The 25,023-nt window shown below is 30.9% G+C and carries 30 protein-coding genes, 4 tRNA genes and 1 pseudogene; 24 read left to right on the top strand and 11 right to left on the bottom strand.

The genetic code is table 11. From position 1 onward, the window contains the following. Nucleotides 1–53: 53 nt before the first annotated feature. The 8 genes and pseudogenes from BLQ93_RS05645 to BLQ93_RS05610 all read left to right on the top strand — a co-directional run bounded on the left by BLQ93_RS05645 (nt 54) and on the right by BLQ93_RS05610 (nt 3,770). Nucleotides 54–308, top strand: a complete 255-nt coding sequence (locus BLQ93_RS05645; RefSeq protein ID WP_092128803.1) for an SHOCT domain-containing protein — start codon at nt 54–56, stop codon at nt 306–308. 13 nt (nt 309–321) lie between these two features. Further along, entirely contained in the window at nt 322–765 is a 444-nt protein-coding gene (locus BLQ93_RS05640; protein ID WP_092128801.1) for a c-type cytochrome, read from the top strand. Between the two features lie 2 nt (nt 766–767). Then, nucleotides 768–1,994: a heavy metal translocating P-type ATPase gene (locus BLQ93_RS05635; RefSeq protein WP_092128799.1), complete on the top strand. Its 1,227-nt coding sequence runs from the start codon at nt 768–770 to the stop codon at nt 1,992–1,994. Next, nucleotides 1,978–2,529 (top strand): annotated as a pseudogene (locus BLQ93_RS05630) (heavy metal translocating P-type ATPase); the annotation flags it as partial. The gene BLQ93_RS05635 and the pseudogene BLQ93_RS05630, both read left to right, overlap by 17 nt. A 12-nt stretch (nt 2,530–2,541) precedes the next feature. Then, complete coding sequence (locus tag BLQ93_RS05625) at nt 2,542–2,787, top strand: glutaredoxin family protein (RefSeq protein ID WP_038572485.1); 246 nt, start codon at nt 2,542–2,544, stop codon at nt 2,785–2,787. Further along, complete coding sequence (locus BLQ93_RS05620; protein WP_025392829.1) at nt 2,784–2,990, top strand: heavy-metal-associated domain-containing protein; 207 nt, start codon at nt 2,784–2,786, stop codon at nt 2,988–2,990. The genes BLQ93_RS05625 and BLQ93_RS05620 overlap by 4 nt, the downstream gene beginning before the upstream one ends. Nucleotides 2,991–3,003: 13 nt before the next feature. After that, nucleotides 3,004–3,291: a metal-sensing transcriptional repressor gene (locus BLQ93_RS05615; RefSeq protein WP_025392830.1), complete on the top strand. Its 288-nt coding sequence runs from the start codon at nt 3,004–3,006 to the stop codon at nt 3,289–3,291. A 53-nt stretch (nt 3,292–3,344) separates the two neighbouring features. Next, entirely contained in the window at nt 3,345–3,770 is a 426-nt protein-coding gene (locus BLQ93_RS05610) for a Spy/CpxP family protein refolding chaperone (RefSeq protein WP_092128795.1), read from the top strand. A 162-nt stretch (nt 3,771–3,932) separates the two neighbouring features. On the opposite strand, the gene BLQ93_RS05605 is transcribed toward BLQ93_RS05610, so the two are convergent. The 4 genes from BLQ93_RS05605 to BLQ93_RS05595 form a co-directional block, all read right to left on the bottom strand. Beyond that, nucleotides 3,933–4,160 (bottom strand): putative signal transducing protein, encoded by a 228-nt coding sequence (locus tag BLQ93_RS05605; RefSeq protein WP_025392832.1) that lies wholly within the window; start codon nt 4,158–4,160, stop codon nt 3,933–3,935. A gap of 304 nt (nt 4,161–4,464) precedes the next feature. Beyond that, nucleotides 4,465–4,782 (bottom strand): hypothetical protein, encoded by a 318-nt coding sequence (locus BLQ93_RS05600; protein ID WP_092128793.1) that lies wholly within the window; start codon nt 4,780–4,782, stop codon nt 4,465–4,467. Nucleotides 4,783–5,036: 254 nt separating this feature from the next. Then, on the bottom strand, nt 5,037–5,315 hold the full coding sequence (locus BLQ93_RS09535) for a hypothetical protein (RefSeq protein WP_245670450.1): 279 nt from the start codon (nt 5,313–5,315) through the stop codon (nt 5,037–5,039). 43 nt (nt 5,316–5,358) lie between these two features. Next, nucleotides 5,359–6,456 carry a dihydrolipoyl dehydrogenase family protein gene (locus tag BLQ93_RS05595; protein WP_216818745.1) on the bottom strand — a complete coding sequence of 366 codons (1,098 nt, stop codon included), beginning with the start codon at nt 6,454–6,456 and terminating at the stop codon, nt 5,359–5,361. A gap of 159 nt (nt 6,457–6,615) precedes the next feature. Here BLQ93_RS05595 and BLQ93_RS05590 point away from each other — a divergent pair, with 159 nt between their 5' ends. The 5 genes from BLQ93_RS05590 (at nt 6,616) to BLQ93_RS05570 (ending at nt 10,434) form a co-directional block, all read left to right on the top strand. Next, a complete protein-coding gene (locus tag BLQ93_RS05590; RefSeq protein ID WP_025392835.1) occupies nt 6,616–7,134 on the top strand; it encodes a Spy/CpxP family protein refolding chaperone in 519 nt (172 codons plus the stop codon). Nucleotides 7,135–7,198: 64 nt separating this feature from the next. Continuing rightward, on the top strand, nt 7,199–7,873 hold the full coding sequence (locus BLQ93_RS05585; protein ID WP_025392836.1) for a response regulator transcription factor: 675 nt from the start codon (nt 7,199–7,201) through the stop codon (nt 7,871–7,873). Further along, on the top strand, nt 7,870–9,084 hold the full coding sequence (locus BLQ93_RS05580) for an ArsS family sensor histidine kinase (protein ID WP_092128791.1): 1,215 nt from the start codon (nt 7,870–7,872) through the stop codon (nt 9,082–9,084). The genes BLQ93_RS05585 and BLQ93_RS05580 overlap by 4 nt, the downstream gene beginning before the upstream one ends. Nucleotides 9,085–9,166: 82 nt before the next feature. Continuing rightward, on the top strand, nt 9,167–9,469 hold the full coding sequence (locus BLQ93_RS05575; protein ID WP_025392838.1) for a ComEA family DNA-binding protein: 303 nt from the start codon (nt 9,167–9,169) through the stop codon (nt 9,467–9,469). Between the two features lie 8 nt (nt 9,470–9,477). Further along, the gene (locus BLQ93_RS05570; RefSeq protein ID WP_025392839.1) at nt 9,478–10,434 is read left to right on the top strand and encodes an ATP-dependent 6-phosphofructokinase; all 957 of its coding nucleotides are present in this window, start codon (nt 9,478–9,480) and stop codon (nt 10,432–10,434) included. Here the strand turns inward: BLQ93_RS05570 and BLQ93_RS05565 are convergent. From BLQ93_RS05565 to BLQ93_RS05540, 6 genes are all read right to left on the bottom strand, one after another. After that, nucleotides 10,405–11,196: a competence/damage-inducible protein A gene (locus tag BLQ93_RS05565; protein WP_092128789.1), complete on the bottom strand. Its 792-nt coding sequence runs from the start codon at nt 11,194–11,196 to the stop codon at nt 10,405–10,407. The genes BLQ93_RS05570 and BLQ93_RS05565 overlap by 30 nt on opposite strands. Before the next feature lie 6 nt (nt 11,197–11,202). Continuing rightward, a tRNA-Asp gene (locus BLQ93_RS05560) sits at nt 11,203–11,279 on the bottom strand. An 8-nt stretch (nt 11,280–11,287) separates the two neighbouring features. Next, a tRNA-Val gene (locus BLQ93_RS05555) sits at nt 11,288–11,363 on the bottom strand. A 14-nt stretch (nt 11,364–11,377) separates the two neighbouring features. Next, nucleotides 11,378–11,653 (bottom strand): HU family DNA-binding protein, encoded by a 276-nt coding sequence (locus BLQ93_RS05550; RefSeq protein WP_025392841.1) that lies wholly within the window; start codon nt 11,651–11,653, stop codon nt 11,378–11,380. A gap of 19 nt (nt 11,654–11,672) precedes the next feature. Continuing rightward, nucleotides 11,673–11,749 (bottom strand) — tRNA-Glu (locus BLQ93_RS05545). Nucleotides 11,750–11,752: 3 nt separating this feature from the next. Continuing rightward, nucleotides 11,753–11,828 (bottom strand) — tRNA-Lys (locus BLQ93_RS05540). Between the two features lie 308 nt (nt 11,829–12,136). Here BLQ93_RS05540 and ppk2 point away from each other — a divergent pair. From ppk2 to ppk1, 5 genes are read left to right on the top strand one after another with little or no spacing between them, the layout of a single operon-like run. Then, the gene (gene ppk2 / locus BLQ93_RS05535) at nt 12,137–12,889 is read left to right on the top strand and encodes a polyphosphate kinase 2 (protein ID WP_092128787.1); all 753 of its coding nucleotides are present in this window, start codon (nt 12,137–12,139) and stop codon (nt 12,887–12,889) included. Nucleotides 12,890–12,892: 3 nt separating this feature from the next. Continuing rightward, complete coding sequence (locus tag BLQ93_RS05530) at nt 12,893–13,717, top strand: CHAD domain-containing protein (protein ID WP_092128785.1); 825 nt, start codon at nt 12,893–12,895, stop codon at nt 13,715–13,717. Then, on the top strand, nt 13,710–15,227 hold the full coding sequence (locus BLQ93_RS05525; RefSeq protein ID WP_092128783.1) for a Ppx/GppA phosphatase family protein: 1,518 nt from the start codon (nt 13,710–13,712) through the stop codon (nt 15,225–15,227). The genes BLQ93_RS05530 and BLQ93_RS05525 overlap by 8 nt, the downstream gene beginning before the upstream one ends. Further along, nucleotides 15,224–16,741 (top strand): Ppx/GppA phosphatase family protein, encoded by a 1,518-nt coding sequence (locus tag BLQ93_RS05520; RefSeq protein ID WP_092128781.1) that lies wholly within the window; start codon nt 15,224–15,226, stop codon nt 16,739–16,741. The genes BLQ93_RS05525 and BLQ93_RS05520 overlap by 4 nt, the downstream gene beginning before the upstream one ends. Further along, complete coding sequence (gene ppk1, locus BLQ93_RS05515) at nt 16,734–18,743, top strand: polyphosphate kinase 1 (protein WP_092128779.1); 2,010 nt, start codon at nt 16,734–16,736, stop codon at nt 18,741–18,743. Before BLQ93_RS05520 ends, ppk1 begins: the two co-directional genes overlap by 8 nt. Before the next feature lies 1 nt (nt 18,744). On the opposite strand, the gene BLQ93_RS05510 is transcribed toward ppk1, so the two are convergent. Continuing rightward, nucleotides 18,745–19,350: a trimeric intracellular cation channel family protein gene (locus BLQ93_RS05510; protein ID WP_025392847.1), complete on the bottom strand. Its 606-nt coding sequence runs from the start codon at nt 19,348–19,350 to the stop codon at nt 18,745–18,747. Nucleotides 19,351–19,557: 207 nt separating this feature from the next. On the opposite strand from BLQ93_RS05510, the gene rpmH reads away from it, so the two are divergent. Genes rpmH through mnmG form a run of 6 tightly spaced genes read left to right on the top strand, consistent with a single transcriptional unit; the run spans nt 19,558 to nt 25,021 of the window. Next, nucleotides 19,558–19,692, top strand: coding sequence for a 50S ribosomal protein L34 (rpmH, locus tag BLQ93_RS05505; protein ID WP_025392848.1), 135 nt, complete (start codon nt 19,558–19,560; stop codon nt 19,690–19,692). Continuing rightward, entirely contained in the window at nt 19,680–20,042 is a 363-nt protein-coding gene (gene rnpA, locus BLQ93_RS05500; RefSeq protein ID WP_084323678.1) for a ribonuclease P protein component, read from the top strand. The genes rpmH and rnpA overlap by 13 nt, the downstream gene beginning before the upstream one ends. Next, nucleotides 20,014–20,295 carry a membrane protein insertion efficiency factor YidD gene (gene yidD, locus BLQ93_RS05495; RefSeq protein ID WP_425389229.1) on the top strand — a complete coding sequence of 94 codons (282 nt, stop codon included), beginning with the start codon at nt 20,014–20,016 and terminating at the stop codon, nt 20,293–20,295. Before rnpA ends, yidD begins: the two co-directional genes overlap by 29 nt. Then, nucleotides 20,268–21,752, top strand: a complete 1,485-nt coding sequence (gene yidC / locus BLQ93_RS05490; RefSeq protein WP_092128774.1) for a membrane protein insertase YidC — start codon at nt 20,268–20,270, stop codon at nt 21,750–21,752. The genes yidD and yidC overlap by 28 nt, the downstream gene beginning before the upstream one ends. Next, on the top strand, nt 21,749–23,098 hold the full coding sequence (gene mnmE / locus BLQ93_RS05485; RefSeq protein ID WP_092128772.1) for a tRNA uridine-5-carboxymethylaminomethyl(34) synthesis GTPase MnmE: 1,350 nt from the start codon (nt 21,749–21,751) through the stop codon (nt 23,096–23,098). Before yidC ends, mnmE begins: the two co-directional genes overlap by 4 nt. A gap of 36 nt (nt 23,099–23,134) precedes the next feature. After that, nucleotides 23,135–25,021 (top strand): tRNA uridine-5-carboxymethylaminomethyl(34) synthesis enzyme MnmG, encoded by a 1,887-nt coding sequence (gene mnmG / locus BLQ93_RS05480; RefSeq protein WP_025392852.1) that lies wholly within the window; start codon nt 23,135–23,137, stop codon nt 25,019–25,021. The last annotated feature ends 2 nt before the right edge of the window (nt 25,022–25,023 follow it).

Below are 25,023 nucleotides of genomic sequence, written 5' to 3'. Positions count from 1 at the left end.
ACTAATGTTAATAAAAAGCATAAGTGTTGTCATTAAAATTTAGGAGGTAAATTATGATGTGGTTTGGCGGTGGGCCTTTTTATCACGGATGGTATGGTATTGGAGGTATGATTATGATGTTTGTTTTTTTGTTTATAGTTATAGCTGCTTTGTTTTTTGGGGCAAGGTGGATATTTGGATATGGTGGTTGTGGGATACATCATAGACTAAACGATAGTGATGATGCTTTGGAAATTTTGAAGAAAAGATACGCAAAAGGCGAGATAACAAAAGAAGAGTTCGAAGAAATGAAAAAACATTTATCTTAAAAAAAGGTTTTAAATGAAAAACAGGTTAGTCATTTTTGTAAGTATAGCAATACTGGCTTTTTTAGGGGCATCGGTGTATTTTTATGCTCAAAGAAACTATGGACCAGCTACAATAAATGGTTATGGCTATAGACCTTCTATGATGGAAGGCATGATGAGTGGCGACTATTACAACAACAATGAGCATTATTCAAATACTAATACCAGTATTAAGCTTTCAGATGATGCCAAAAAGGGTAAAGAACTATTTGAATCGCTATGCGCGCAATGTCACGGACAGTATGCTCAAGGAAAAATTGGACCAAATATTCAGAATGCCTCTGAAAGCAACATCGATTGGGCCCTAAAGAATGTCTCAATGATGAACTCACTTAACTCAAACCCTAAATTAAAAAACCAGGAAAATATTTACTACATTTCTGAGTTTTTAAAGTCTTTTAAAAAAGGGAATAACTGATTATGGAAAAGGTAACTTTGAATCTTGAAGGTATGAATTGCGCTTCTTGCGCTTTATCAATAGAAAAAGCATTGAAAAAGGTTGATGGTGTAGAAACAGCAAACGTTAACTTAGTAAGTGAAAAAGCAACGATCCTGGGTGTTGACTTAAAAGCAGATGTATTGATACAGACAGTAAAAAATGCTGGATATAAAGCAAGCTTGGATAATATTGAAAAAATTCAAGATAATACAAAACAAAACACTAAAATTTATCAGGTTAATGGAATGAGTTGTGCAGCATGTGCCATAAACGTAGAAAAAGCACTTAAAAAAGTACCTGGTGTAATAACGGCAAGTGTCAATATAGCAACAGAAAAAGCTAGTGTTACGATAGATCCAAACATTGTATCAGAGCGGGATATGGCCAAAGCCGTGCAAATAGCTGGATATGAGCTTTTAATTAATCAAGACAAACAGTCACTTAATCAGGATGATTCAAGTCAAGAACTAAAAAAAGCTAAATTGAAAATGATATGGGCCTGGGTTATCACAGGTCCTTTGTCTGTACTTATGATTGCCCATATGAGTGCTATAGCTATACCTTACTTTAGCGAAATTAGCCTTATTGCATCTTTTATCGTAATATTTATTGTGGGTAAAAGCCTTATTAAGTCAGGATTTACTGCCATAGTGCACAAAAGCTTTAGTATGGATGTATTGATATTTTTAGGTGTTTGTGCTTCTTATTTGAGTGGAATTTTATCAGCATTGGGTGGGCAAATTGCAGATTATTCTGCGGTTGGCGCTATGATTATGGGCTTTTATCTAATTGGGCAATATCTGGAAGCAAAAGCTAAAGGCAAAGCCTCAGAAGCTATAAGAAAACTCATTTCAATGAGCCCTAAAACAGCCAATCTTGTGGAAAAAGACGGCAGTGTTGTTTCGATTGATGCCAAAAACCTGGTAGTAGGAGATGTAGTATTGGTTAAACCATCACAACAGATACCTGCAGATGGCATAATTGCGGAAGGTAATACAACGGTTGATGAATCAATGGTTACAGGAGAATTTCTTCCCAAAACTAAAAATGTTGGCGATCGTGTAATAGGCTCATGTATTAATCAATCTGGTGCCATAAAGGTTAGGGTTACTGGCGTTGGTGAAGACACATTTTTAGCTCAGATGGTAAAGCTTGTTGAACAGGCAATGGGTACAAAGCGGAAACTATCTTGGATATATAGCATTTAAAGACACATTAAAAGAAAATGCAAAAAATGCTATCCTTGAATTAAAAAACATGAATATCCGTACAGTTATGCTAACAGGTGATAGCCAATCAAGCGCAAAACAGATAGCAAATATTTTAGGGATTGATGAAGTTTACTATAACCTGTTGCCACAAGAAAAATTAGAGTATATTAAAAAATTTCAACAAAAAGCTCATGTAGTGGCTATGGTAGGAGATGGAATAAACGATGCTCCTTCTTTAAAACAAGCCAATATAGGTATAGCAATAGGCACAGGCACAGATATTGCCAAAGAAGCAAGCGATATTACTTTGGTTGGCTCAGACTTAGAAGCAGTAGCAAAAGCAATAAAGCTCTCAAAAGCTACATTCAATAAAATAAAGCAAAATTTATTCTGGGCATTTTTTTATAATATGGTAGCCATACCTATTGCTGCACTTGGGCTTTTGCATCCAGCCATTGCAGAGGCAGCTATGGCTGCAAGCTCTGTCAATGTTGTTACAAACTCTTTAAGACTTAAAAAATACAAACTCTAAGGGGGTCAAATTATGCAAATTACAATATATACCACCAAAGGTTGTCCTGATTGCTATGGTCTTAAACAATGGTTAAATTACAAAAATATCCCATATACTGAAATCGATATCGAAAAACCTGGGATAACCGATTATCTAAAAAACAAATATGGTGTAAGGGTTGCTCCCATTACAGTTATTGAGGATAAGTTTTTTTATGGAACATTTGAAGTACAAAAGCCACAAATAGAAGCTGTATTGCAAAAGGAGGCATTATGAGAGTTTATGTTAGCGGTATGAGTTGTCAGCATTGCAAAATAGCTGTTGAAAAAGCATTTTCTTCCATTGAAGGCGTGGAAGGCGTTAATGTGAATCTAGAAGGTGCATATGCAGATGTGGTATTAAACTCTAAGGTTGATGATGAAAAATTCATTGATGCTTTGGCAGATACTGCATACGAAGTTGTAAAAATAGAAAAATAATATAGAGGGATAAATGAAAGAATGTTGTAGTTTGCATCCCAAACATCAAGAAGCCCTTGCACTGCTTAAAACCGCAAGGGGACATATTGATGGTGTAATTAAAATGATCGAAGAAGAAAGGTATTGTATTGATATATCTACACAATTATTGGCAATTATATCGCTGTTAAAAAAAGCAAATATTTCTGTGATAAACAAACATATAGAAACATGCGTAAAAGATGCTGTAAAAACAGGTAATATTGATGAAAAGATTGCTGAATTGCAAAATTTGATGAAGTATGTGGAAAAGAATAAGTAATAAAAAAATGCTTTTAAAAATATTTTAAGCAATAGAATTTAGGAGGTTTTACAATGCATTACAAAAAGTTTTTTGTGGGTTTGATCTTTTCAGGTGGCTTGATGTTAGCTGTATCAAACAATTCTTTTGCTCAGCCTCAAGCGGGTTATATGATGAATCAGGGTTATGGCATGATGGGCGGATTTATGGGACCATATCAATTCAAATATCTAAATTTAACTAAACAGCAACAAAATGAGGTAAGAAAACTTCAAGAACAACATTCTGAAGCGATGCAAAACATTATGAAAGAATATTTTAACGCTATGAATAATTCTTCAGGTAATGAAACGGTAAATCAAATGGCACAAATAAGATCTGAATGTTTCAATAAAATGATGAATGAAAGAAATGCATATTTTAACGCGTTAAGCAAAATTTTAACCAAGGAGCAAATGGAAAAACTGCATTCAGCTTATCAAGCACCTGTAAACAAATAAAAAGGCACTAACTTAAACTCTCATTAAAGAATTTGCACTTCTTACCTGAAGGAGTTTGGAGAGTAATTGAAATAGCGCACTCTCCCAACCATAAAAAATCTAAACTATATCTAAATACAGACATGGTTCAATTACAACAAGAATTCATAAAAACAACCAAGTTTAAACTTCCCCACTTAAAAGTAAAAGTGCATCTTCTGCATATTCTTTTGGAACTTTTATTTCAACCTTCCCAAGCCCATCCAGCTCTAAACCAAATACAATCCCTACACTTTCATATTTTAACAAAGAAGGAATTCCGTAGCTTTCGAGTTTACTTTTTATTATATTTGCCTCATTTATACCATTAACCACTTTTATAGTAATAAGATCTAATTTATTGCTTGCCATAAATCCTTTTATTTAAGTCTTCTTACAAATAATCCGCTTCAAAATGTTTGAAATAGAAAACTTTTCATAATTTTTTATTTTTCTACAATACGTGATTTTTTTAAAATATTCTAATCACCCTTAGTTTTAATTTACGCCTATTTATTTTTCAATCAATGCAAATTATTAGCAAACAAAAATAGTTTATTCAGTAGTTTGCTTGCTCATGTAATATAACGCGAAAGAAATGGAAATGATATTGGGTGATAATCTAATAAATCGTATTTTAAATACAAAAATTATTTACTGTTAATATTTGAATTTTTTAAAACACCATTGGAACATAGCCTTCGTTAATTAAATTAGATAGAGGTTCGCCAATGTATTCTAAGTTAAAACCTTTTTCTTTATATAGCTTATCAATGCCTTTTTCTTTGGCAACAAACTTGCAGGCTACCGCCTGGAGTTTTTTAAGTGTGTTTAAAAGTTCATCGTTTTTTAGGATTATTTCCTGGCTTGCGCCAAACACAAAAAATTTTACATCTTCAAACCATTTGTATTTTACAGCATTAGCGCCATATAAAACACCGGTTTTTAAAACTTCGTCATTTGGGTTAACCAAAATAATAACTACTTTGTTCATAACTTACCTCCATAGTATAAAAAATATACCAACTCGTTTAAAGAAATCAACCTCACCTAAAACTATTGTAGCTAATTAACTATTTATAACAAAGCATGCAAAATCCTTGTATTACAGGTGTCAAAACATTATAGTACAAAAGAATTAAAAATAACTATAACCATTCAAACCTTTTTTTCAGCTTAATTAATTTGAATTCTTGCTAAGCCATTAGTGAGTGACACTAACATGGCTTAAGAGTTTGAAATATACTGCTATATCCTGAAAAGTTTAGCCGCAATTTTTTTTATTATTGGATTTTTCTGAAGTTTACCCATCATCCAATCTTCGCTTACCATTTTATTCAACATAGATATTGTAGGAAAAGAATGTTGTGTCATTAAAATATCAAACATAGATAGCTTAAATTGCATTGCCAAAACCCACTCGTGTATTATCTCGCTTGCGTTTTCACCTACTATTGTAACACCAAAAATTTTGCCTTTTTTGTTGGTTATAACTTTTATAAATCCTTCTGTTGCCCCATCTACAATTGCCCTACCATAACTTGCATAATCTTTTTTTATAATGACAACATCAAGACCTTTTTTTTAATGCTTCTTCTTGCGTTAAACCCACGCTTGCTATTTCTGGTGATGTAAATACAGACCATGGCACTAAATACTTATCATGATAAATTTTAAATGGTAATGGATTAATTGAGTTCATTAGAGCAATCATACCTTGATGCATGGCAGAATGCGAAAAATTAGAAATACCATTGCAATCACCAATTGCATATATATTCTTGATGTTGGTTCTAAGTGCCTTATCAACAATTATGCCTTTATTGTTATATTTTATACCTACTTTACTTAGTTTTAATTCTTCAAGATTAGGTTTCCTACCCGTTGCAATTAATATTTTATCACTTTCAAATAAATGTGAATCTGTTTCAACAAATACTTTGTTGCCCTTTTGATAAACTCGTTTTATTTGTGTTTTATTAAATACATTAATATTTTCTTTTTTAAATCTTTCTTCTAAAACGTCTGCCGCCTCGCTATCTGCGAATGGTAAAAGATGATTATCTATATGAATAATATTTACATTACTTCCAAGTCTTGCAAAGCCTTGAGCCATCTCGCATCCAATTGCACCCCCTCCTATAATTGTGAGGTTTTTTGGTATATTTTTTTGTGTAAACAAATTCATATTTGTAAGCTTAAATTCTTTATCAATTTCATTTAATCCATCTATATCCGGTATAAAAGGTCTTGTGCCTGTTGCTATAAATATTTTTTTTGCCTTATATACGTTTACACCAACTTTTACAGAATGAGTATCTACAAATTCTGCATAGCCTTTATTAATAATTAGCTCTACCCTTTCAAATGCCTGCATAAGTTTTTTACCACTTATTCGGCTAATTTTTTGTCTAACTATATCAAGCGATTCCTTGGTATCTGTAAAAATATTTGATATTATGCCAAATTGTTCCAAATTATGTGAAATTTGGTTTACTTGAGCAGTTTTTAATAAGGCTTTACTTGGTATACAACCACAATTTAAGCACTCTCCGCCTACTTTATTTTCTTCTATTGCCAAAACATTTAAGCCAATAGCGCTTGCCATAGCAGATGCTGCCATGCCGGCTGGACCCATCCCTATTACTATAAGATCGTAAATTTTCAATTCTGCCTCCAATAGTTACTAAATTTGTAACCATATAAGTATAATTATATTATGCGTAAAGTCAATATATTATTTACAATACATTTACAATTGATTTAAACTATATTTACAAAGCTTTTATAGTATTCAAAATAGAAAATTTAGTTAAGGAGGTCTTTTATGAAAAAGACATTTGTAAGTGCACTTTTAGCGGCGGCGTTGTTTGGAACAAGCGTTAGTGCAGGATTTGCTGGTGGCTTTGGAGGTATGTCAGGCGGTAGTTTTGGAATACATAGAGGCTTTGAATGCAACGCAAGAGGTGGTTTTGGATATCAATACATGCAAAAAGAATTAAATTTAACACCTGAGCAAATTAAACAAATTGAACAATTAAGGCAAGAGGCATTACAAGACTTTACAAAAAGTCAGTCAAACTATAAAATGCCAATGTATGATGCAATTGCATCCGGAAATTTCAATAAAAAAATATTTATTGAAGAATCTGAATATAATGCTAGATTAAGAGCACAAAACAGGGCAAATTATATGGAGCGTTTTTTTAGCATTCTAACGCCTGATCAAAGACAAAAGTTTGTACAATTACAAAAAGAAAAAATGCAATTTGCACTAAAAAATATGGAAAATAGGCAACAAATGCTTCAAAACAAAATAGATTACTTAAAATCCAAAGTCCAATAGAAAATTTTCAAATACTGTGCTATATTAAGTCTGGGAAATAACCCAGACTTAATTGGTGAAAACAATGGTTAATATATTGATGATTGAAGATGACACAGAACTTGCAGAGTTGTTAAAAGAGTACCTGGCTAAGTTTAATATGATAGTTACAAACTATGAATCCCCAATAAAAGGTCTACAGGCGATCGAAAAAACAAAATTTGATCTATTAATACTGGATTTAAGTTTACCAGAGTTAGATGGCATAGAAGTATGCAAAAAAATTGCAAACAATTCCATTGATATACCTATCATTATATCTTCTGCGCGCAGTGATTACTCAGATAAAGTACTTGCCCTTGAATTAGCAGCAGATGATTATCTTGCCAAACCATATAATCCACGCGAACTTGTGGCACGCATACAAGCTCTTTTAAGAAGAGTAAAAAAACCTAAAAACCTTGAAAATAAAAAAAGTGACTTCCAAATTGACGAAAATGAAATGACAATAATATATAAAAACAACAAATTAAGCCTAACTTCAGCTGAATACGAAGTATTGGCACTTTTTTTAAAAAATAAAAACCGTGTTTTAACTAGAGATTTTATTTTAGAAAATACAAAAACTATGGATTACGAAAGCATAGATAGAAGTGTAGATGTTATAGTAAGTCGAATTAGAAAAAAAATTAATGATGACCCTAAAGAACCTCGCTATATAAAATCCATTAGAGGTCTTGGTTATAAATTTGTGGAATGAACAAAAATTCTATTTTATTTAAATTAAATCTAATTTTTATCTTAACATTTATTGTTTCTACTGCACTTTTTTTATTTGTTTATATAACACTTCAAAGACAATCTAATTTTGAATTCATACGAAAAAGTATGTTACTTGTACGAACAAAAAACTTAAATGCATACGCACAATCAGAAAATATAAATATTATTAACAACACTGATGAAATTAATAATATACTAAAACATGCAAAAGTGTTATTAAAAAAAGAAATGCCTGCTGGAAGGCAAAACTGGGTTTTGTTTAAGTTTAAATCCAATACTTATTTATATATACATACACCTTACAAAAACTTTTTGCTAAAAAAAGGACAAAAATTTTCAGCTCCAGATTTCATACTTATTTTATGGGTAGTTTTTATTGTCAGTATTTTATTTTTGTATATAAGTATTTTGAAATCCATATATCCTATAAAAGTATTAAGAAAAAAAATTGAAGAATTCAAAAAAGGCAACCTAGATATAAATTTTGAGCTAAAAAGAAAAGATGAAGTAGGTTTTCTTGCAAAAGAATTTCAAGAAGCTATATCCAATTTAAAAAAAAGCACAGAATCAAGACAGTGGTTTTTACGCAATGTGGCTCACGAGTTAAAAACACCCATAGCAAAAGGTATGATAGCAAGTGAATTGTTAAATGATGAAAACAGAAAGCAAAACTTTTTAACAATTTTCAAAAGACTAGATGTTCTTATAAATGAATTGCTTTCAATAGAACAAATAGCAGCAAAAAATATAGAAGACTCATCTAAATGCTATAAATTTTCACAAATTCTAGAGTCAGCAAAAAAATTATTATTTTTAGAAAATGAAAAAGTAAAATATAAACCAACCATTAATTATACAATTAAAGTTGATATTGATTTTTTTACTATTGCTATAAAAAATTTACTTGATAATGGTATAAAATTTTCTTCTGATAACACAATTAGCATATACGAGAAAAATAATAAAATAATCTTCTCAAATATGGGAGAAAAATCCCAAATTGATGTCGATAAAATGTTTGAACCGTTTTCAAAAGAAACTTCATTAAAAAACAAAGAAGGTATGGGGCTTGGATTGTATGTGACTAAATACATACTTGATAAACACAATGTTAAAGTAACGTATGCTTATGAAAATGGCGAAAATATGTTTATTTTGGATATAAAACATATATTATGCAATAATTAACTTTTTTCTTTAAAATTTTAAAAAACTTATTTAAAAAATTAGCAAAATATGATATATTAACAAAAAATAATTGGAGGTTTTTATGAAGATAGCATTAGGTATATTTTTAAGCGTTTTAATTATTTTTAATATAGCCTTTGCTCAATCAGAGAAACTCAATATTAATATTGCAAGTCAACAAGCACTTACCAAATTGCCAGGCATAGGTCCAAAAACGGCTAAAAAGATTGTTGATTACAGAAACACTCACGGCTTTTTTAACAATATAGAAGAAATAAAAAATGTTTCAGGCATTGGTGAAAAAAAATTTGAAAAACTAAAAGATTATATAACTACTACAGGCGGTGTTGCAGAAATTAAAAAGAATACGCGAAAAAAATTTTAGGGGGTTTAATGAAAAGAATTGGAGTTTTAACAAGCGGTGGAGATTGTTCTGGAATTAATGCTACACTTAAAGCCATAGTAGAAGAAGCCTACAAAAACAACATAAGGGTAACAGGTTTTTTAGAAGGCTACAATGGCCTTGTAAATAATTTAGCTATAGAACTAACTCCACTTCAAGTTAGCGGCATATTGCAAAGAGGTGGCACAATACTTATGACATCACGTTGTGAAGAATTTATGCAAGAAAGTGGCTTTAAAAAAGCACTTAAAACATTAGAAGAAGAAAAAATAGAAGGTCTTATTGTAATTGGTGGTGACGGCTCTTTGCGTGGCGCAAAAAAGTTGGCTGAAAGTGGTATTGTGTGTGTTGGAATACCAGAATCTATCGATAACGACATATATGGAACCGATATGGCATTAGGTGTTGATACCGCATTAAACATTATTACAAATGCTATTGATATTATTAGAGACACTGCATCAAGCCATAAAAGGGCATTTGTTATAGAAACTATGGGGAGAGAGAGTGGTTATCTTGCTTTAATGAGCGCTATGGCATCTGGTGCAGAAGCTGTTTTGATACCTGAAGTAGAATATGATATAGACTCTATTATGAATAGACTAAAGCAGGAACATGAACGTGGTAGAAAATACAGCATAGTTGTTGTAGCGGAAGGTGTTAAAAAAACCCAGGAAGTTACAGAAAAACTCAAAAAAGAAGTAGGTTTTGACACAAGAGTTACAATACTTGGGCATATTCAAAGAGGCGGCAACCCAAGTGTCTTTGATAGGACGCTTGGTATGCGACTGGGTATTAAAGCTGTTCAGTCATTAATAAACAAAAAATTTGGCATGGTGGGATTACAAGGTAGTGATATTAAAAATGTAGCTTTTGATGTCGTGTTTTCAAACAAAAAAGTGTTTAGCCAAATGATGCTAGAGTTTGCTAGATTGAAATCTAGATAAAAGTTCATTAAATAATGATATTGCTGTTTCTAGTTCTTTTTGAGCTTGATCTTTTGTGGGGGCATTGACGCTAAATCTTACGCTCATCGTATTAGATGAAAAACCCTGTGGTAGCGTCTTTACATAAACATGTGTTTTTTGCGTAACTTCCTGGGATATAAAACCAAGTAAACTTTCATCATTAATATCGCACTCTATAGTTTGTGTTTGTGTAATATTAGGTATGCAAATTGATCTTAAAATTGGCTCTACCTGGGTTTCAAACATTGTTTGCATCTCTGCAGGTACACCTGGTAGACAAAATATATGAAAGTCATCTTTTTTAACATAAACACCACAGGCGGCACCTACACTATTTTTAAGTAATATAGCACTTTTTGGAACATAGGCCATTTTTTGCCTGTTAACATTTAAATGTTTTTCTGCAATTTTGCCTTCTTCGTATAGTTTTTTATAAAAAAGCTCAATTTCAGACAAACATTCTTGGCTTAAAATCAGTTCATCATTTATAGCTAAAGCTACAGCCTGTAGTGTTAAATCGTCAAATGTTGGACCAAGACCGCCTGTTGTTATAATAAGTTTGGTTTTGGTTAAAAAATAATTAATCGTTTGGACAATGTCGTCAAGACTATCATCCAAAAAAACAATAAAGCGATTTTCAACACCTATTTCGTTTAATCTTTTTGATATGTAATACGCATTATTATCTTTAATCTGTGCAGATATTAATTCTTTTCCTATACCAAAAACAGAACTTTGCATAAAAAATGGCGGAGCCGACGAGACTCGAACTCGCGACCTCTGGCGTGACAGGCCAGCGTTCTAACCAGCTGAACTACGGCTCCGAGAAAAATGGTGGGCGCAGCAGGACTTGAACCTACGACCCCCTGCTTGTAAGGCAGGTGCTCTTCCAGCTGAGCTATGCGCCCATATTTTAAACAAATTACTTGTTTGCCAATTCTTTAAAAACTTTTCCAACTTTAAATGCTGGTAAATTAAAACCTTTAATGGTAATTTTTTCGCCCGTGCGCGGGTTTCTGCCTGAGCGTTCTTTCCTTTGACTCAAATAAAATGTACCAAAACCTGTTAAACTTACTTTGCCACCTTTTGAAACTGCGCTCATAGTCTCATCAATAATAGCATCAACTACTTTCTTTACATCCGTTTTTTTCATCTGTGTAGCAGAAGCAACTTTTTCAATTAAATCAGCTTTTGTCATACAAAAACCTCCATCAGCTTGGCGTCCCCAGCGGGATTCGAACCCACGTTTTCGCCGTGAAAGGGCGATGTCCTTGGCCGACTAGACGATGGGGACTTTTGGTGGGTCGTGCAGGAGTCGAACCTGCGGCCAATAGCTTAAAAGGCTACTGCTCTACCGCCTGAGCTAACGACCCACAAAATCTTTATTAAATATACATATTTGAACGCGATTGTCAATAAATTATTACATAAAATGAAAAAACTTTGCAAAAAAACTAAACCAAAGCATTTTACGCACAATAACAACATTTTTTAATTACTAGAAATCTAGTGTGTCAAAAGTACCTTGCTTTTTGATATGCTAGCTTAGTTGACACTTTGGAATTTTAGAATAAAAGTCTCGATAATAGCATAGAAATCTTCATTTTTATTCATTTAAAAACACTATGGCTTGTTTTTTGTCAAATGAGGTGTATAATTTAACAAACATAGGGGGTATTTTATGTCAAAGGATAAAGATGAATATAAGCGTGAGCTTTATAAGCTATGGGTAGAGCTTGTAAAATTTCAAAACACTCTTATAAAAAAAGAAGAGAAGGTGTTAATAATCCTTGAAGGTAGAGATTCTGCTGGTAAAGATGGCATGATAAGAACCATAACAAGGCATTTGAGTCCAAGAGAAACACGTATCTTTGCAGTTTCGAAACCAACAGATAAAGAAGCAAAAGAATGGTATTTCCAGAGATTTGTACCGCATTTGCCTGCACCGTCTGAGTTCGTATTGTTTAATAGAAGCTGGTATAATAGGTCAGGAGTGGAACGTGTAATGGGTTTTTGTACTAAAAAAGAGTACGAACAATTTTTTGAAGATGTAGTATACTTTGAAAACCTCCTTATAAATGCAGGCATTAAGATGTTTAAGTATTATCTGGATATTGACAAAAAAGAACAGGAAAAAAGGTTAAAATCAAGAAAAACTGATCCGCTCAAGCAATGGAAGGAAAGCCCAGTAGATGATGCTGCTTTAAAGCATTTTGACGATTACACTAAAGCAAGGGATGAAATGTTTGAGAGAACCCACACACCACGCTCACCGTGGATAATTGTTAAAGCAAATGACAAACACAAAGCACGTCTCAATTTGATCAAACATTTTTTACTCAACAATGATTATAAAGATAAAAACGAAAAAGTATTAAATTTTGATCCAAATATAGTTTTTATGTATACAAAAAGTTTTTTATCTAATAGTTAAATTATGCTATTTTACGATGTTTTTGAAGAAATCATAATCAATCAGGTATCTGAGATTGAGTCCAATTTTAAAGTGTTTTATACTAAAGATGAAGCTCTGCATGATTTGCGAGTGGCTATAAGACGTCTTTTATCTTATTTTTTAGTTTTTAAAAAGTATTTAAATACAGATACACAATTATTAAATACGCTAAAATTTTTTTTAAAATCATCAAATATAGCCAGAGATACCCAAATTTTGATTGAAAAAATAAATCAACTGGACATATTCGAAAACGATCTAAAAGAACTAAAAACCTATTTAGAAAAAGAATACGGTATACAAAAATCCAATTTTTACAATATTCTTAGTCTAAGTTTTGATGATTTTTTAATAAAAATAAACCAGACAATTGTACAAAAAAGCTACAGAAAAGACGGTTTTTTTGACTTTAAGTTTGAAACAATAACCTTTTTATCACTTAACGCGCAAGCTAAAAAAATTAAAAAAATTAAGCCTGCTAAAAAAAATTTGCATAAATTACGTATTGAGTACAAAAAATACAGGTACATTTTAGAAATTCTACAAAAAACTCAGGTTCAAAACCAAAAAATTCAAGAACGCCTTATTCAACTAAGACAACTCCAGGATAAATTAGGCTATGTTCAAGACTTAAGTGTCCATATTGAGTATCTAAAATCACTTAAAACAATATTGCCAAATTCAATTAATGCTATTCAAGCACTTATTGAAACTTTTAAAAGTAATTTAAAACAAAAAAGAAAAAAAGTTATTTTTTTACTATCTTTTTTAAGATTTTTTGAAATAAACTGGGGTGAATATGCCTGATTATCCTATCATAGCAATCATTGACATTGGTTCAAACTCAATAAGGCTTCAAGTTGCACAAAGTCTGGAAAAAAGCTATCGCATAATTCAGGATTATAGAGAAATTTTAAGACTCGGCGACTGTGTATTTTCCAAAGGCTACATTGATGGACAAACTGCTGATTTATTTTATAAAAACATGGAAGTAATAAATAATCTTATCCAGAACCATAAAGCAACAATTATAAGAGCTGTTGGTACAGCAGCACTTAGAGATGCACAAAACGCATATGAAATTGTTAAAACGACAAAAGAGCGCTTTGGTATAGATATTGAAATAATCAGTGGCAAAGAAGAAGCTTATTATAATTTTTTAGCTGTACTTTATAATTTTGACATAAAAAACATGAATGCTCTAACAATAGACATAGGTGGTGGAAGCAGCGAAATTGTAATATCACAAAAAGGTGAACTTGTAGATTCTTACAGTACGCTGCTTGGTTGTACAAGACTAAAACATGAATTTTTAAAAAAAGATCCGCCATCACAATCGTCTATTTATGCCATGAAAGATTTTATAGAAGAAACGCTACAAAATCTCGATGATATAAATATTGACACTATTGTTGCAACAGGCGGTACACTAAATAATATTGCAATCATGTATTATATGTCACAAAACAAAAAATCTACATCATATGCAAAGTATGTGCCAAGATCATATGTCAAAAGTCTCATTAATACATTGCGTAGGATGAAAATTGACGATATTAAAAAAATAAAAGGTGTAGAAGAAAAACGTGCAGATATAATTTTACCTGCTTGTATGGTAATAGAAAGCATAATGAATTTTTATAACGTTGAAGGCTTCTACACTTTTATGGGTGGCTTAAGAACAGGTCTTTTAATTGACACATTAAATAAAATTGGTCTATCATTTCCATTTCAAACTTTAGATAGCGACTTAAAGTTTTCTAGATTAATAGAGCTTGGCAATAAATTTAACTTTGAAGAACCACATGCTCTTTGCGTAAATGACCTCGCCAAAAAGCTTTTTGAACAGCTAAAACAAACGCTTAATCTTCAAGATAAAGATTTTGCTTTACTCGAAGCCGCTTGCATTTTGCACGATATTGGCACATATATATCATTTTCAAAACACCATATGCATTCGTATTATCTCATTACAAATTCAGATCTAACAGGCTTTAGTGTTAAGCAAAAAAACATGATAGCAACAATTGCTTACTTTCACAGAGGCAGTCTACCAAACAAATCGCATAAATTTTACCAATCATTTTCAAAAAAAAAGAAGGACAAAATAAAAAAACTTGCTGCAATTTTAAGAATAGCAGATGGTCTTGATAGAAGTCACAGAAGCTTTGTAAAAGACATCAAGGTTAGTATTGAAAAGGATAATATAAAAATTGTAGCTATATCAAGCGAAGATACTTTTTTGGAAATGAAAGCAGCAAATGCAAAAAAGAATCTTTTAGAAAAAGTTACTGGCAAAAAGGTTTCAATTATATGAAAAACGGTATATTTGGCATAATAAATATTGGTTCAAGCGCCATTCGCATGCAAATTAGTGAGTTTAAAAACTCAAAAGAAAGAATTTTAGAAAGTATTGTTACACCTATTGCACTTGGTCTTGATACGTTTGAAAAAGGTTATATTAGTTTGGAAAAAGCAAAAGAAACTGCTCAAATATTATCAAAGTTCGCAAAAAAATTAGATGAATATAAAATTTGGGGCAATTACAAAGCTATCTGTACAAGTGCTGTAAGGGATGCTCAAAATAAATATTTTTTTATAAATTACATTAATGCAAAAACGCAGCTTGATATTGAAATAATAGAAGAAACACATGAGATGTATATAAAATACCTCGGTATAATGCATGACATAAAAAATTTTGACAAGCTTTCTCAAGAAGGTTTACTTTTAGCTTATTTATCAAGTGGCAGCCTATCTTTAAGCATTAAAGCTGGCGATGTCGATTTATTTAATTCTGTGTTCAATTCTGGTTCACTCAGGCAGTATTTACTTTTTAAAGACATAAATTCAAGTATAAGATTTAAAGCCTATGAAGAACAAATGGGAAAAATCATTAGCACACTAAAGCAAAATTGCAATGAATTAAGCAAGATAAAACATATGGTTGGTTGCGGAAGCTCTATTAATCTTTTAGTAAAAGTATTAAAACCAAAAAGTAATAAAATAACTTACAAAGCCCTAAATACACTATATAAATCTATTAAATCCAGCGAACCTCAAGCAATCTCTCAGATGTATAGTATATCTTTAAACGATGGAAATATAATAGTACCTATTGTTTGTAGTTTTTCTTATTTATTAAAAATGTTAAACTTAGATGGTTTTTTATTTTCGAATGCTACATTTCCAAATCAACTGATGAATTATTATTCAAAAAGTTTTAAAGAAAAATCGGTAAATAAAAAAATTCTTAATCAAGTTGTTGCATACTCAAAAAAATATAATAACGATTTAAAACACGCTAAAAAAGTATTACATTTTGCAAATAGACTTTATAATCAGTTAAAAAACATTCATTCAATGTCACAAAAAGAAAAGATGATTTTAGATTGCGCATGTGTATTACATGATGTCGGCTATTACATTGGTGTAAACAACCATCATCAACATTCATATTACATTGCAAAGTCTATTAATATTCCAGGTATTGACAAAGAAATTATAGACTATGTTGCAGCAAGCGTACTTTTCCACAGGAATAAAGCAAAAATCGAATCCGAAGATGAATTGTTAAGCGCACCAATAGAAAAAATTTTATCTTTAAAAAAAATTATTTCACTTTTAAAGATAGCAGATGCTCTTGATGCAAGCCATATGCAAATCATTGAAGATATTGATATAGAAGTAAGTGAAAATCAAGTTAAAATTACTGCTATAGCCTTAAAAATACCATTTTTAGAAGAACTCACCTTTAAAAATAAATCTACAGATTTTCTAGAAACGTTTGGTATAGAGCCAAAACTATACATAAAGTTAAAACATGAGTAATTTCATTTACAATAATCGAGAGCTTAGTTGGTTAGATTTTAATTATAGAGTGCTTAAACAAGCAATAAATCCTACTGTACCTTTACTTGAAAAATTGAAGTTTGTTGCAATACATGCATCAAATTTAGACGAGTTTTTCATGGTTAGAGTTGCTGGCTTAAAAGATCAGGTAGATGCAGGCTACGATGTAGCTGATATTTCAATGAGAACCCCAAAGCAACAATTGGAAGAAATTTCAACTAAAGTATCATCTCAAGTAAAAACTAGAAACGATATATTTGAGAATCATTTAAAACCTCAGTTGAAATCCAAAAGGATACTTATAAATCCCAAAGAATACTTATCTCAAGTTGAAGAAATTTTTTATCTAGAAATACTTCCTGTTTTGACACCAGTGGCACTAAACAATATCAATAAAATACCTTTTATACAAAATTTGACATCTGTTTTTTTTGTTGAACTTGAAAAAGATTCTAAATTATTTTATTCAATTTTAATTATACCTGGTGTTCTTCCAAAATCATTTAAAATCAAATACAAAAAGCAATCAGTATATTACACTACAAACTATATCGTAGAAAAATTTTTAAACAAAGTATACACAAATTATAATATTAAGCGATATTTTTTATTTAGACTTACACGAAATGCCGACTTGCCCATTCACCAGGAACTATCTGAAGACTTACTTGAAGCTATCGAACATTATCTTGATATGAGAAAAAAAAGCAATGTTGTCCGCTTGGAAATTGACAGAGAAGTTGACAGGTATTTTATTGATAAAATGATCGAATATTTCGATATAGAACAAAACGACATTTATATTACAAACGGTCTTATTGATTTTAGTTTTATTTTTAATATGCAAGAAACAAAAAAATCGCTTTATTACGAAAGCTTTAAGCCAGCTGTTCCTTTGTGGCTTCAAAAGATTGAAAAAAGAAGTTTCTTTGAAGTATTAAAATCCAATGATATTTTTTTCATCAGACCTTATCATGACTTTAAACTCATTATAAAGTTTTTAGAAGAAGCAGTATTGGATAAAAACGTTCTTTCTTTAAAAATAACACTTTACCGTACAAATGACGATTCAAAAATTATTGAACTTTTAGAAAAAGCTGCAAAAAACGGCAAACATGTAAGTGTTGTAATTGAACTTAAAGCGCGCTTTGACGAAGAAAAAAATGTTGAATGGGCAAAAAGACTTGAAAACGCTGGATGTATTGTTACATACGGCTTTTTGGACTTAAAAATACATGCTAAATGCATGCTTGTTGTGAGAAAAGAAGCAAACAAACTTGTTCGTTATACTCACATTTCTACTGGTAACTATAATGAAAAAACTGCCCTTGTATACACTGACATAGATTATTTAACAAAAGATGAGTTAACAGGTCAGGAAATTATTAATTTATTTAACTATATGATGGGATATTCTGATATATTTGAGTGGCAACGCATTAAAATATCACCAAAAAACTTAAGAGATTCAATAATTAATTTAATTGACAATGAAATAAAAAACACCAAAAAAGGCAAAAAAGGTCGTATTATAGCAAAATTAAATTCTTTATACGACAAACAAATTTCGGATAAATTATATGAAGCATCATTAGCTGGTGTCAAAATAGATCTGATTGTTAGAGGTTTGTGTTCAGTTGTACCTAAAGTAAAAAATATGAGTGAAAATATAACTGTTAAAAGCATAATTGGCAGGTTTTTAGAGCATGCTCGTATTTTGTACTTTTATGATAATGGCAACGAAAGAATGTTTATATCTACAGCTGATTGGATGGTAAGAAATTTTGATAAACGTATTGAAATTTTATACGAAATCCACAATTTTAAAGCCAAAAAATTTTTAAAATCTATACTTAATATAAACCTAAGTGATAAAACCGCCTGGGAATTAGTTAAATATACATACAAAAAACCTCATCTAGATAATACAAGCATTGGTTCTCAAGAATTACTTTTGAAAAGTATACAAAAAATATTGTAAACTACAACATCTTTCGTGGTAATTGCCAATTTTTTGAAAAAGCAATTATTCTAAGCGTAAATATTATAATTGTACACAAAAATAAATTAATGGATACGTTGAGTTTTAACAGATGTAAAACATAAAAAAGTGATGTACCAATAATGCATGCTGAAGCGTATATTTCTTTTCTTAATACCAAAGGAATTTCTGCTTGCAATACATCCCTTATCATGCCACCAAATACTGCTGTAATTGTACCTAATATTATAGAACCAATAAAACTCATATGATAGTCTATCGCTTTAGATACACCAATTGCACTAAATACACCAAGGCCTAGCGCATCAAAATAAAAAAATATTCGTCTTTTTTCAATACTTTTTGGAGCAATGAATACAATTATGGATGTTAAAATAGCTATTATTATATCTAGATTATGCACAAACACGTATGGTGGCAGGCTATTTAAAATCACATCTCTTACTATACCACCACCAATTGCTGTTACAAGACCAAGTACAATTACACCAAATAAGTCCATTTGCTTTTTGACACCAGCAAGCGCGCCAGATGCAGCAAATGCCATTGTGCCTATAGAATCAAGTAAATTTAGCCAGTTTAGCATAAAAGTTTTTTCATTTTTTGATTAAAATTGACATAGTTTTTGACAAAAATAAACCCCTCTTTTTTTATTGTTTATCTTTAAAAAAATTGTTTTGACATAATTTAACATAACTTTTTATTTAACATATCCATATAATTTTGTCAAAAACTAATATTTGATTTTTAAACTTTTATTGTTTATAATGATGCAGGGTTTATAGGAGGTTACATGAAAAGGACATTTCAACCACACAATACACCAAGAAAAAGAACTCACGGTTTTAGGGCTAGAATGAAAACAGCAAATGGTAGGAAAGTACTTTCAAGACGAAGGGCTAAGGGTAGAAAAAGATTGGCAATTTAAAATTTGATTTTGAGCGTATCAATAAATCACAAGAATTTACATACCTATACAACAATGGGTGTAGGTATGTAAGCGTCTTTTTTGTTATTTTTTTAGCATATAATGGCACTAATGTTAGAAAGGTTGCAGTAGTTGCAAGCAAAAAAATTGGTAATGCTGTTTTAAGGAACAGGGCAAAACGCAGAATGCGTGAAGTAATTAGGCTATCAAAAAATTATATCAAACCTGGCACAAGTATCATTATGGTTGCCAGAAAACCTTTGTTAACTGCTAAATTTAGTTTGTTAATCAAAACTTTTCAAAATTTGCTTGAAAAGTTCTATGCATATGAATATAAACAAAACTCTTAGTTGGATATTTATTAAGATTGTCAGATTTTATCAATTACTTATCTCTCCCATATTTCCTAATAGTTGTCGGTTTTATCCAACATGTTCGAATTATGCAATAGAAGCTGTAAAAAATTTTGGTTTTTTTGAAGGTTTTTTATTATCTATCTGGCGTATCTTAAGATGTGGACCATGGAGCCAAGGGGGGGTTGACCCGCCAAAACCATTATTTAAGAGGAATAGATTATGCAAGAAAACGAAAAAAGAATTTTAATTGCTGTTTTACTAACAGTTTTAATTATTGTTTTTTATGATTATTTTTTTATGCCAAAAACTACTGTTGTTTCTACTAATTCTACTGAAAAAACTAAATTTTTACCAAATATAAGCAATATTGAACCTACAAGTCATCAGACTTTAAAAAACTCTATCGTTAACATCAATTCCAATTACCTTAACGTTGAAATTTCTAAAATAGATGGGACAATAAAAAATCTTTTTTTAAAAACATACACACAAGATCATAAATACATTAATTTAGCCAACCCAAATTCCAAAATTGGTTTGTTTTATACACAATTTGAAGATCAAATGCTTCAAAAAATATCACAAAATGGTTCATACAGTACCGATATAAAAAATGAAAATGGTAAATATATTGTAACCTTAACTAAAAATGATGGAAATATAAAAATTGTTAAAATTTACAAAATAGACAATTATGGTATTAATTTTGTTACAAAAGTTTACAAAAATAACGAGCCTGTAAATACAAATTATCTTGTTTTACTAGGCGAAAACTTTGGAACTTCAACCAAAGATACACATGTTGGTGCTGTGGCTTTAATAAATGATAAAATCAAAACCGATAGCGATATAGGTCAAAGTGATAAATTATCATGGATTGCTCTGGAAGACAAGTACTTTTGTATTGCATTATACAATAATTCTTTATTAAGTGGTGGCTTTAAACAAATTGATTCAAATAAATACATTTATGTGAATTTAAATACTCAAAAGTCTATAAATGCCTACGCCGGACCTAAGTCAACTTCAATAATTTCTACTTATGATCCAAAGCTTGATAGGATTGTTAGATTTGGAACTTTTGGTTTCATTGGAAAACCACTATTATATGTTTTGAAGTATTTGTATTCGCTTGTAGGCAATTACGGTTTAGCTATTATCCTATTGACGTTTCTTATCAGGCTTGTTTTTTATCCTCTAACCTACAAATCTTTTAAATCAATGAAACAAATGGCAAATCTTCAGCCACAATTAAAAGAATTACAGCTTAAATATAAAGGAAAGCCCGAATTACTTAACAAGGCTACTATGGAATTATACAAAAAACACAAAGTTAATCCACTTGGTGGTTGTTTACCTATTCTCATTCAAATTCCTGTTTTTATTGCTTTATACAATGTTTTACTAAATGCAATTGAGCTTAGACATGCGCCATTTATATGGTGGATTACTGATTTATCAAGCAAAGATCCATATTATATTTCGCCTATTATAATGGGTATAACTATGTATATTCAGCAAAAACTTTCACCTTCTACACTTGATCCTGTGCAGTCAAAAATTATGTTATTTTTACCTATAATTTTTACAATAATGTTTATGGGTTTTCCTTCGGGACTTGTAATTTACTGGATTGCTAATAATGTGTTTACAATTATTCAACAATTAATTGATACAAAGATTATAACTGCTAAATCAAAATGATTGACGATGGAATTATAGCTGCCATTGCAAGTGGTTATGTTGAGTCTGCTATAGGCATTATTAGGGTAAGTGGTAAAAATTCTATTGAATTACTAAAAAAAATATTTTATCCAAAAAAAAATACTTTTGAGCCTTATAAAATTTATCATGGCTTTTTAAAAGATTCAAATCAAAAAATAGTAGATGAAGTCTTGGTAAGTGTTTTTAAATCACCTCATTCGTACACTGGAGAAGACTCATTTGAAATTAATTGCCATGGTGGATTGCTTATTATGCAAAATGTGCTTGATCTTGTTTTAAAAAATGGAGCACGCCTTGCGCTTCCAGGTGAATTTACAAAAAGAGCTTTTTTAAATGACAAAATTGATCTGCTTCAAGCAAATGCTATAGTTAACTTAATTAAAGCAAAAACGCAAAAGGCGCTTGATATAGCTTTTGGACAGTTATTAAAAAAAAATACAACCATCATTGAAGAGCTTAGAGAAAAAATCATTTTTTTAATGGCAGAAAATGAAGTGTTGATAGATCATCCTGAGGAAGATTTAAGTGATGTTGATTTAAATAAACGACTTTTAATACTAAATGAAATCACAAAATTAATACAAAAACTGCTTAAATTTTCTGAAAAAGGTAAGTACTTTTTTGAAGGAGTAAATGTTGCAATAATTGGTAAACCAAATGTAGGAAAATCAAGTTTATTAAATGAGTTAACTGGTCACAATAGAGCTATCGTTACAGACATTCCTGGCACAACAACTGATATTGTTTCTGAAACCTTAAATTTAAACGGCATTCCTATTAAAATTTTAGATACAGCTGGTATAAGAAAACATTCAAATAAGATTGAATATTTAGGTATTAAAAAATCGCATGAAGCTATAGACGAAGCTGATATTATAATTGCCGTATTTGATTCTAGCCGTATTTTAGATAAAAACGATGAAGACATTTTAAATATCATCAAAAATAAAAAAAACGTACTTATTGTTTTAAATAAATCTGATTTAAAAAGAAAGCTTTTACTGCCTTTAAATATTGATCCAATAGAAATTTCATGTACAAAGAAAACAGGTATTAATACACTTAAATCTCGTTTATATAATATGTTAATTGAAGATTATAACGAAAGCGAAGTCGTTTCATTAAATACAAGTCAAATAATTGCATTAAAATCTGCTCTAAAACATGCAAAAAAGATTAAAAAAGCTTATATAGATTCTTTAGATCCAGCATTAATAAGCATTGATTTGCAACAATTAGCAGATTATATTGAACAGATAATTGGCAAAATTGAAAATGAGGATATACTTGATAATGTCTTTAAAAATTTTTGTGTGGGAAAATAAAAATGTTTCACGTGAAACATCACCAGAGGTAAAAAAATGTATATTTATCCTAAAAAGTACGATTGCATAGTAATAGGTGGCGGTCATGCTGGCTGTGAAGCAGCATTAATATGTGCAAGGCTAAAATTAAACACTTTACTTATAACTATATCTGTTGACACAATAGGAGCCATGAGCTGCAATCCAGCTATAGGGGGGCTAGCAAAAGGTCATTTAGTCAAAGAGGTAGATATCTTTGGCGGTGAAATGGCAAGAAACATAGATGAAACTGGATTACAATTTAAAATATTAAACAAAAGCAAGGGTCCAGCCGTTTGGTCATCAAGAGCTCAAGCAGATATGCCTGCTTATCGATTAAGAATGAAACATACACTTGAACATCAAGATTATCTTGATGTAAAGCAAGCAAATGTTGAAGAAATAGTAATAGAAGATGGAAAAATCAAAGGTGTTATAACTCATATTGGTAATGAGTTTTTATGCGATGCTCTCATTATTGCAACTGGCACATTTTTAAAAGGCAAAATATTTATAGGTTTAAACGAGTTCCATGCAGGCAGAGCATGGGAACCACCAGCCGATAAACTATCAGAAAGTCTTGCAAAAGCAGGACTTGTTATTGGAAGACTAAAAACAGGCACAACACCAAGATTAGATGGCAGAACAATAGATTTTGATGCTTTAGAGCCTCAAATGGGAGATGATGAGCCTATACCGTTCTCATTTAAAACCAAAAACTTCAACCCTCCAAATTATCCATGTTACCTTACATACACAAACACAAAAACGCATGAAGTTATTAGAGAAAATCTGGACAAATCTCCACTTTACAGTGGTATGATACATGGTATTGGCACAAGGTATTGTCCATCAATTGAAGACAAAGTAGTAAAGTTTCCCGACAGAGAAAGGCATCAGATTTTTTTAGAACCTCAAGATGCAAATTCAAATGAAATATACGCTGATGGTCTAAACACATCGCTTGATTATGAAGTTCAGGTAAAGTATCTAAGAACAATAAAAGGTTTGGAAAAAGTAGAAATTATAAGGCCAGGCTACGCAATAGAGTACGATTTTGTAAACCCTATCCAATTAAAACATACATTAGAAACAAAAAAAATAAGGGGCTTATTTTTGGCAGGACAAATAAATGGAACCAGCGGCTATGAAGAAGCAGCAGCTCAGGGTATGGTAGCTGGAATTAATGCAGCAATGTATTTATTAGAAAAACCTCCATTTATATTGGCAAGAGACGAAGCCTATACGGGCGTTATGATAGACGATCTTGTCACAAAAGGGGTTAAAGAACCTTATCGAATATTTACATCAAGAGCCGAATACAGGTTGTTACTAAGAGAAGACAACACGCATTTGCGATTGGCGGAAAAATCATATGAATATGGTTTAATTGACAAAGTTCATTATGAAGAAATCCAAGAACACATAAAAAAAGTAAATGAAGCAATAAATATTCTTAAAACAACTTACGCTATGCCGAGTATTGATTTTAACAAAAGACTTGAGTCAATTAACACAAAACCCATCAAAACAAAAGTCAGTTTATCAAAAATCCTTGCAAGACCAGAAATTAACTATAGTTTATTACAAACTATAGTGCCTGATTTACCATTACTTAATAAAATTCAGATGCAACAAACTGAAATAGAAATAAAATACGAAGGTTATATTAATTTACAAAAACAACAAATAGAAAAATTTAAAAAATTAGAAAGTATAGTTATTCCAGAAGATTTTGATTACGACAAAGTAGCCGGTTTATCGGCAGAAATAAGAACAAGATTAAAAGAGATTATGCCAAAAACATTAGGTCAAGCAATGAGAATACCCGGCATGACACCAGTTGCTATACAAATCATAAGTATATTCATACACAAAAAACATGTACAATCGAAACCAGCTTGAAA

Origin of the sequence: Desulfurella multipotens (assembly GCF_900101285.1) — a bacterium.
Taxonomy (GTDB): Bacteria; Campylobacterota_A; Desulfurellia; order Desulfurellales; family Desulfurellaceae; genus Desulfurella; species Desulfurella acetivorans.
Note: the sequence above shows the minus strand (reverse complement) of the source record. Positions and strands in the feature narration are given on the sequence as shown.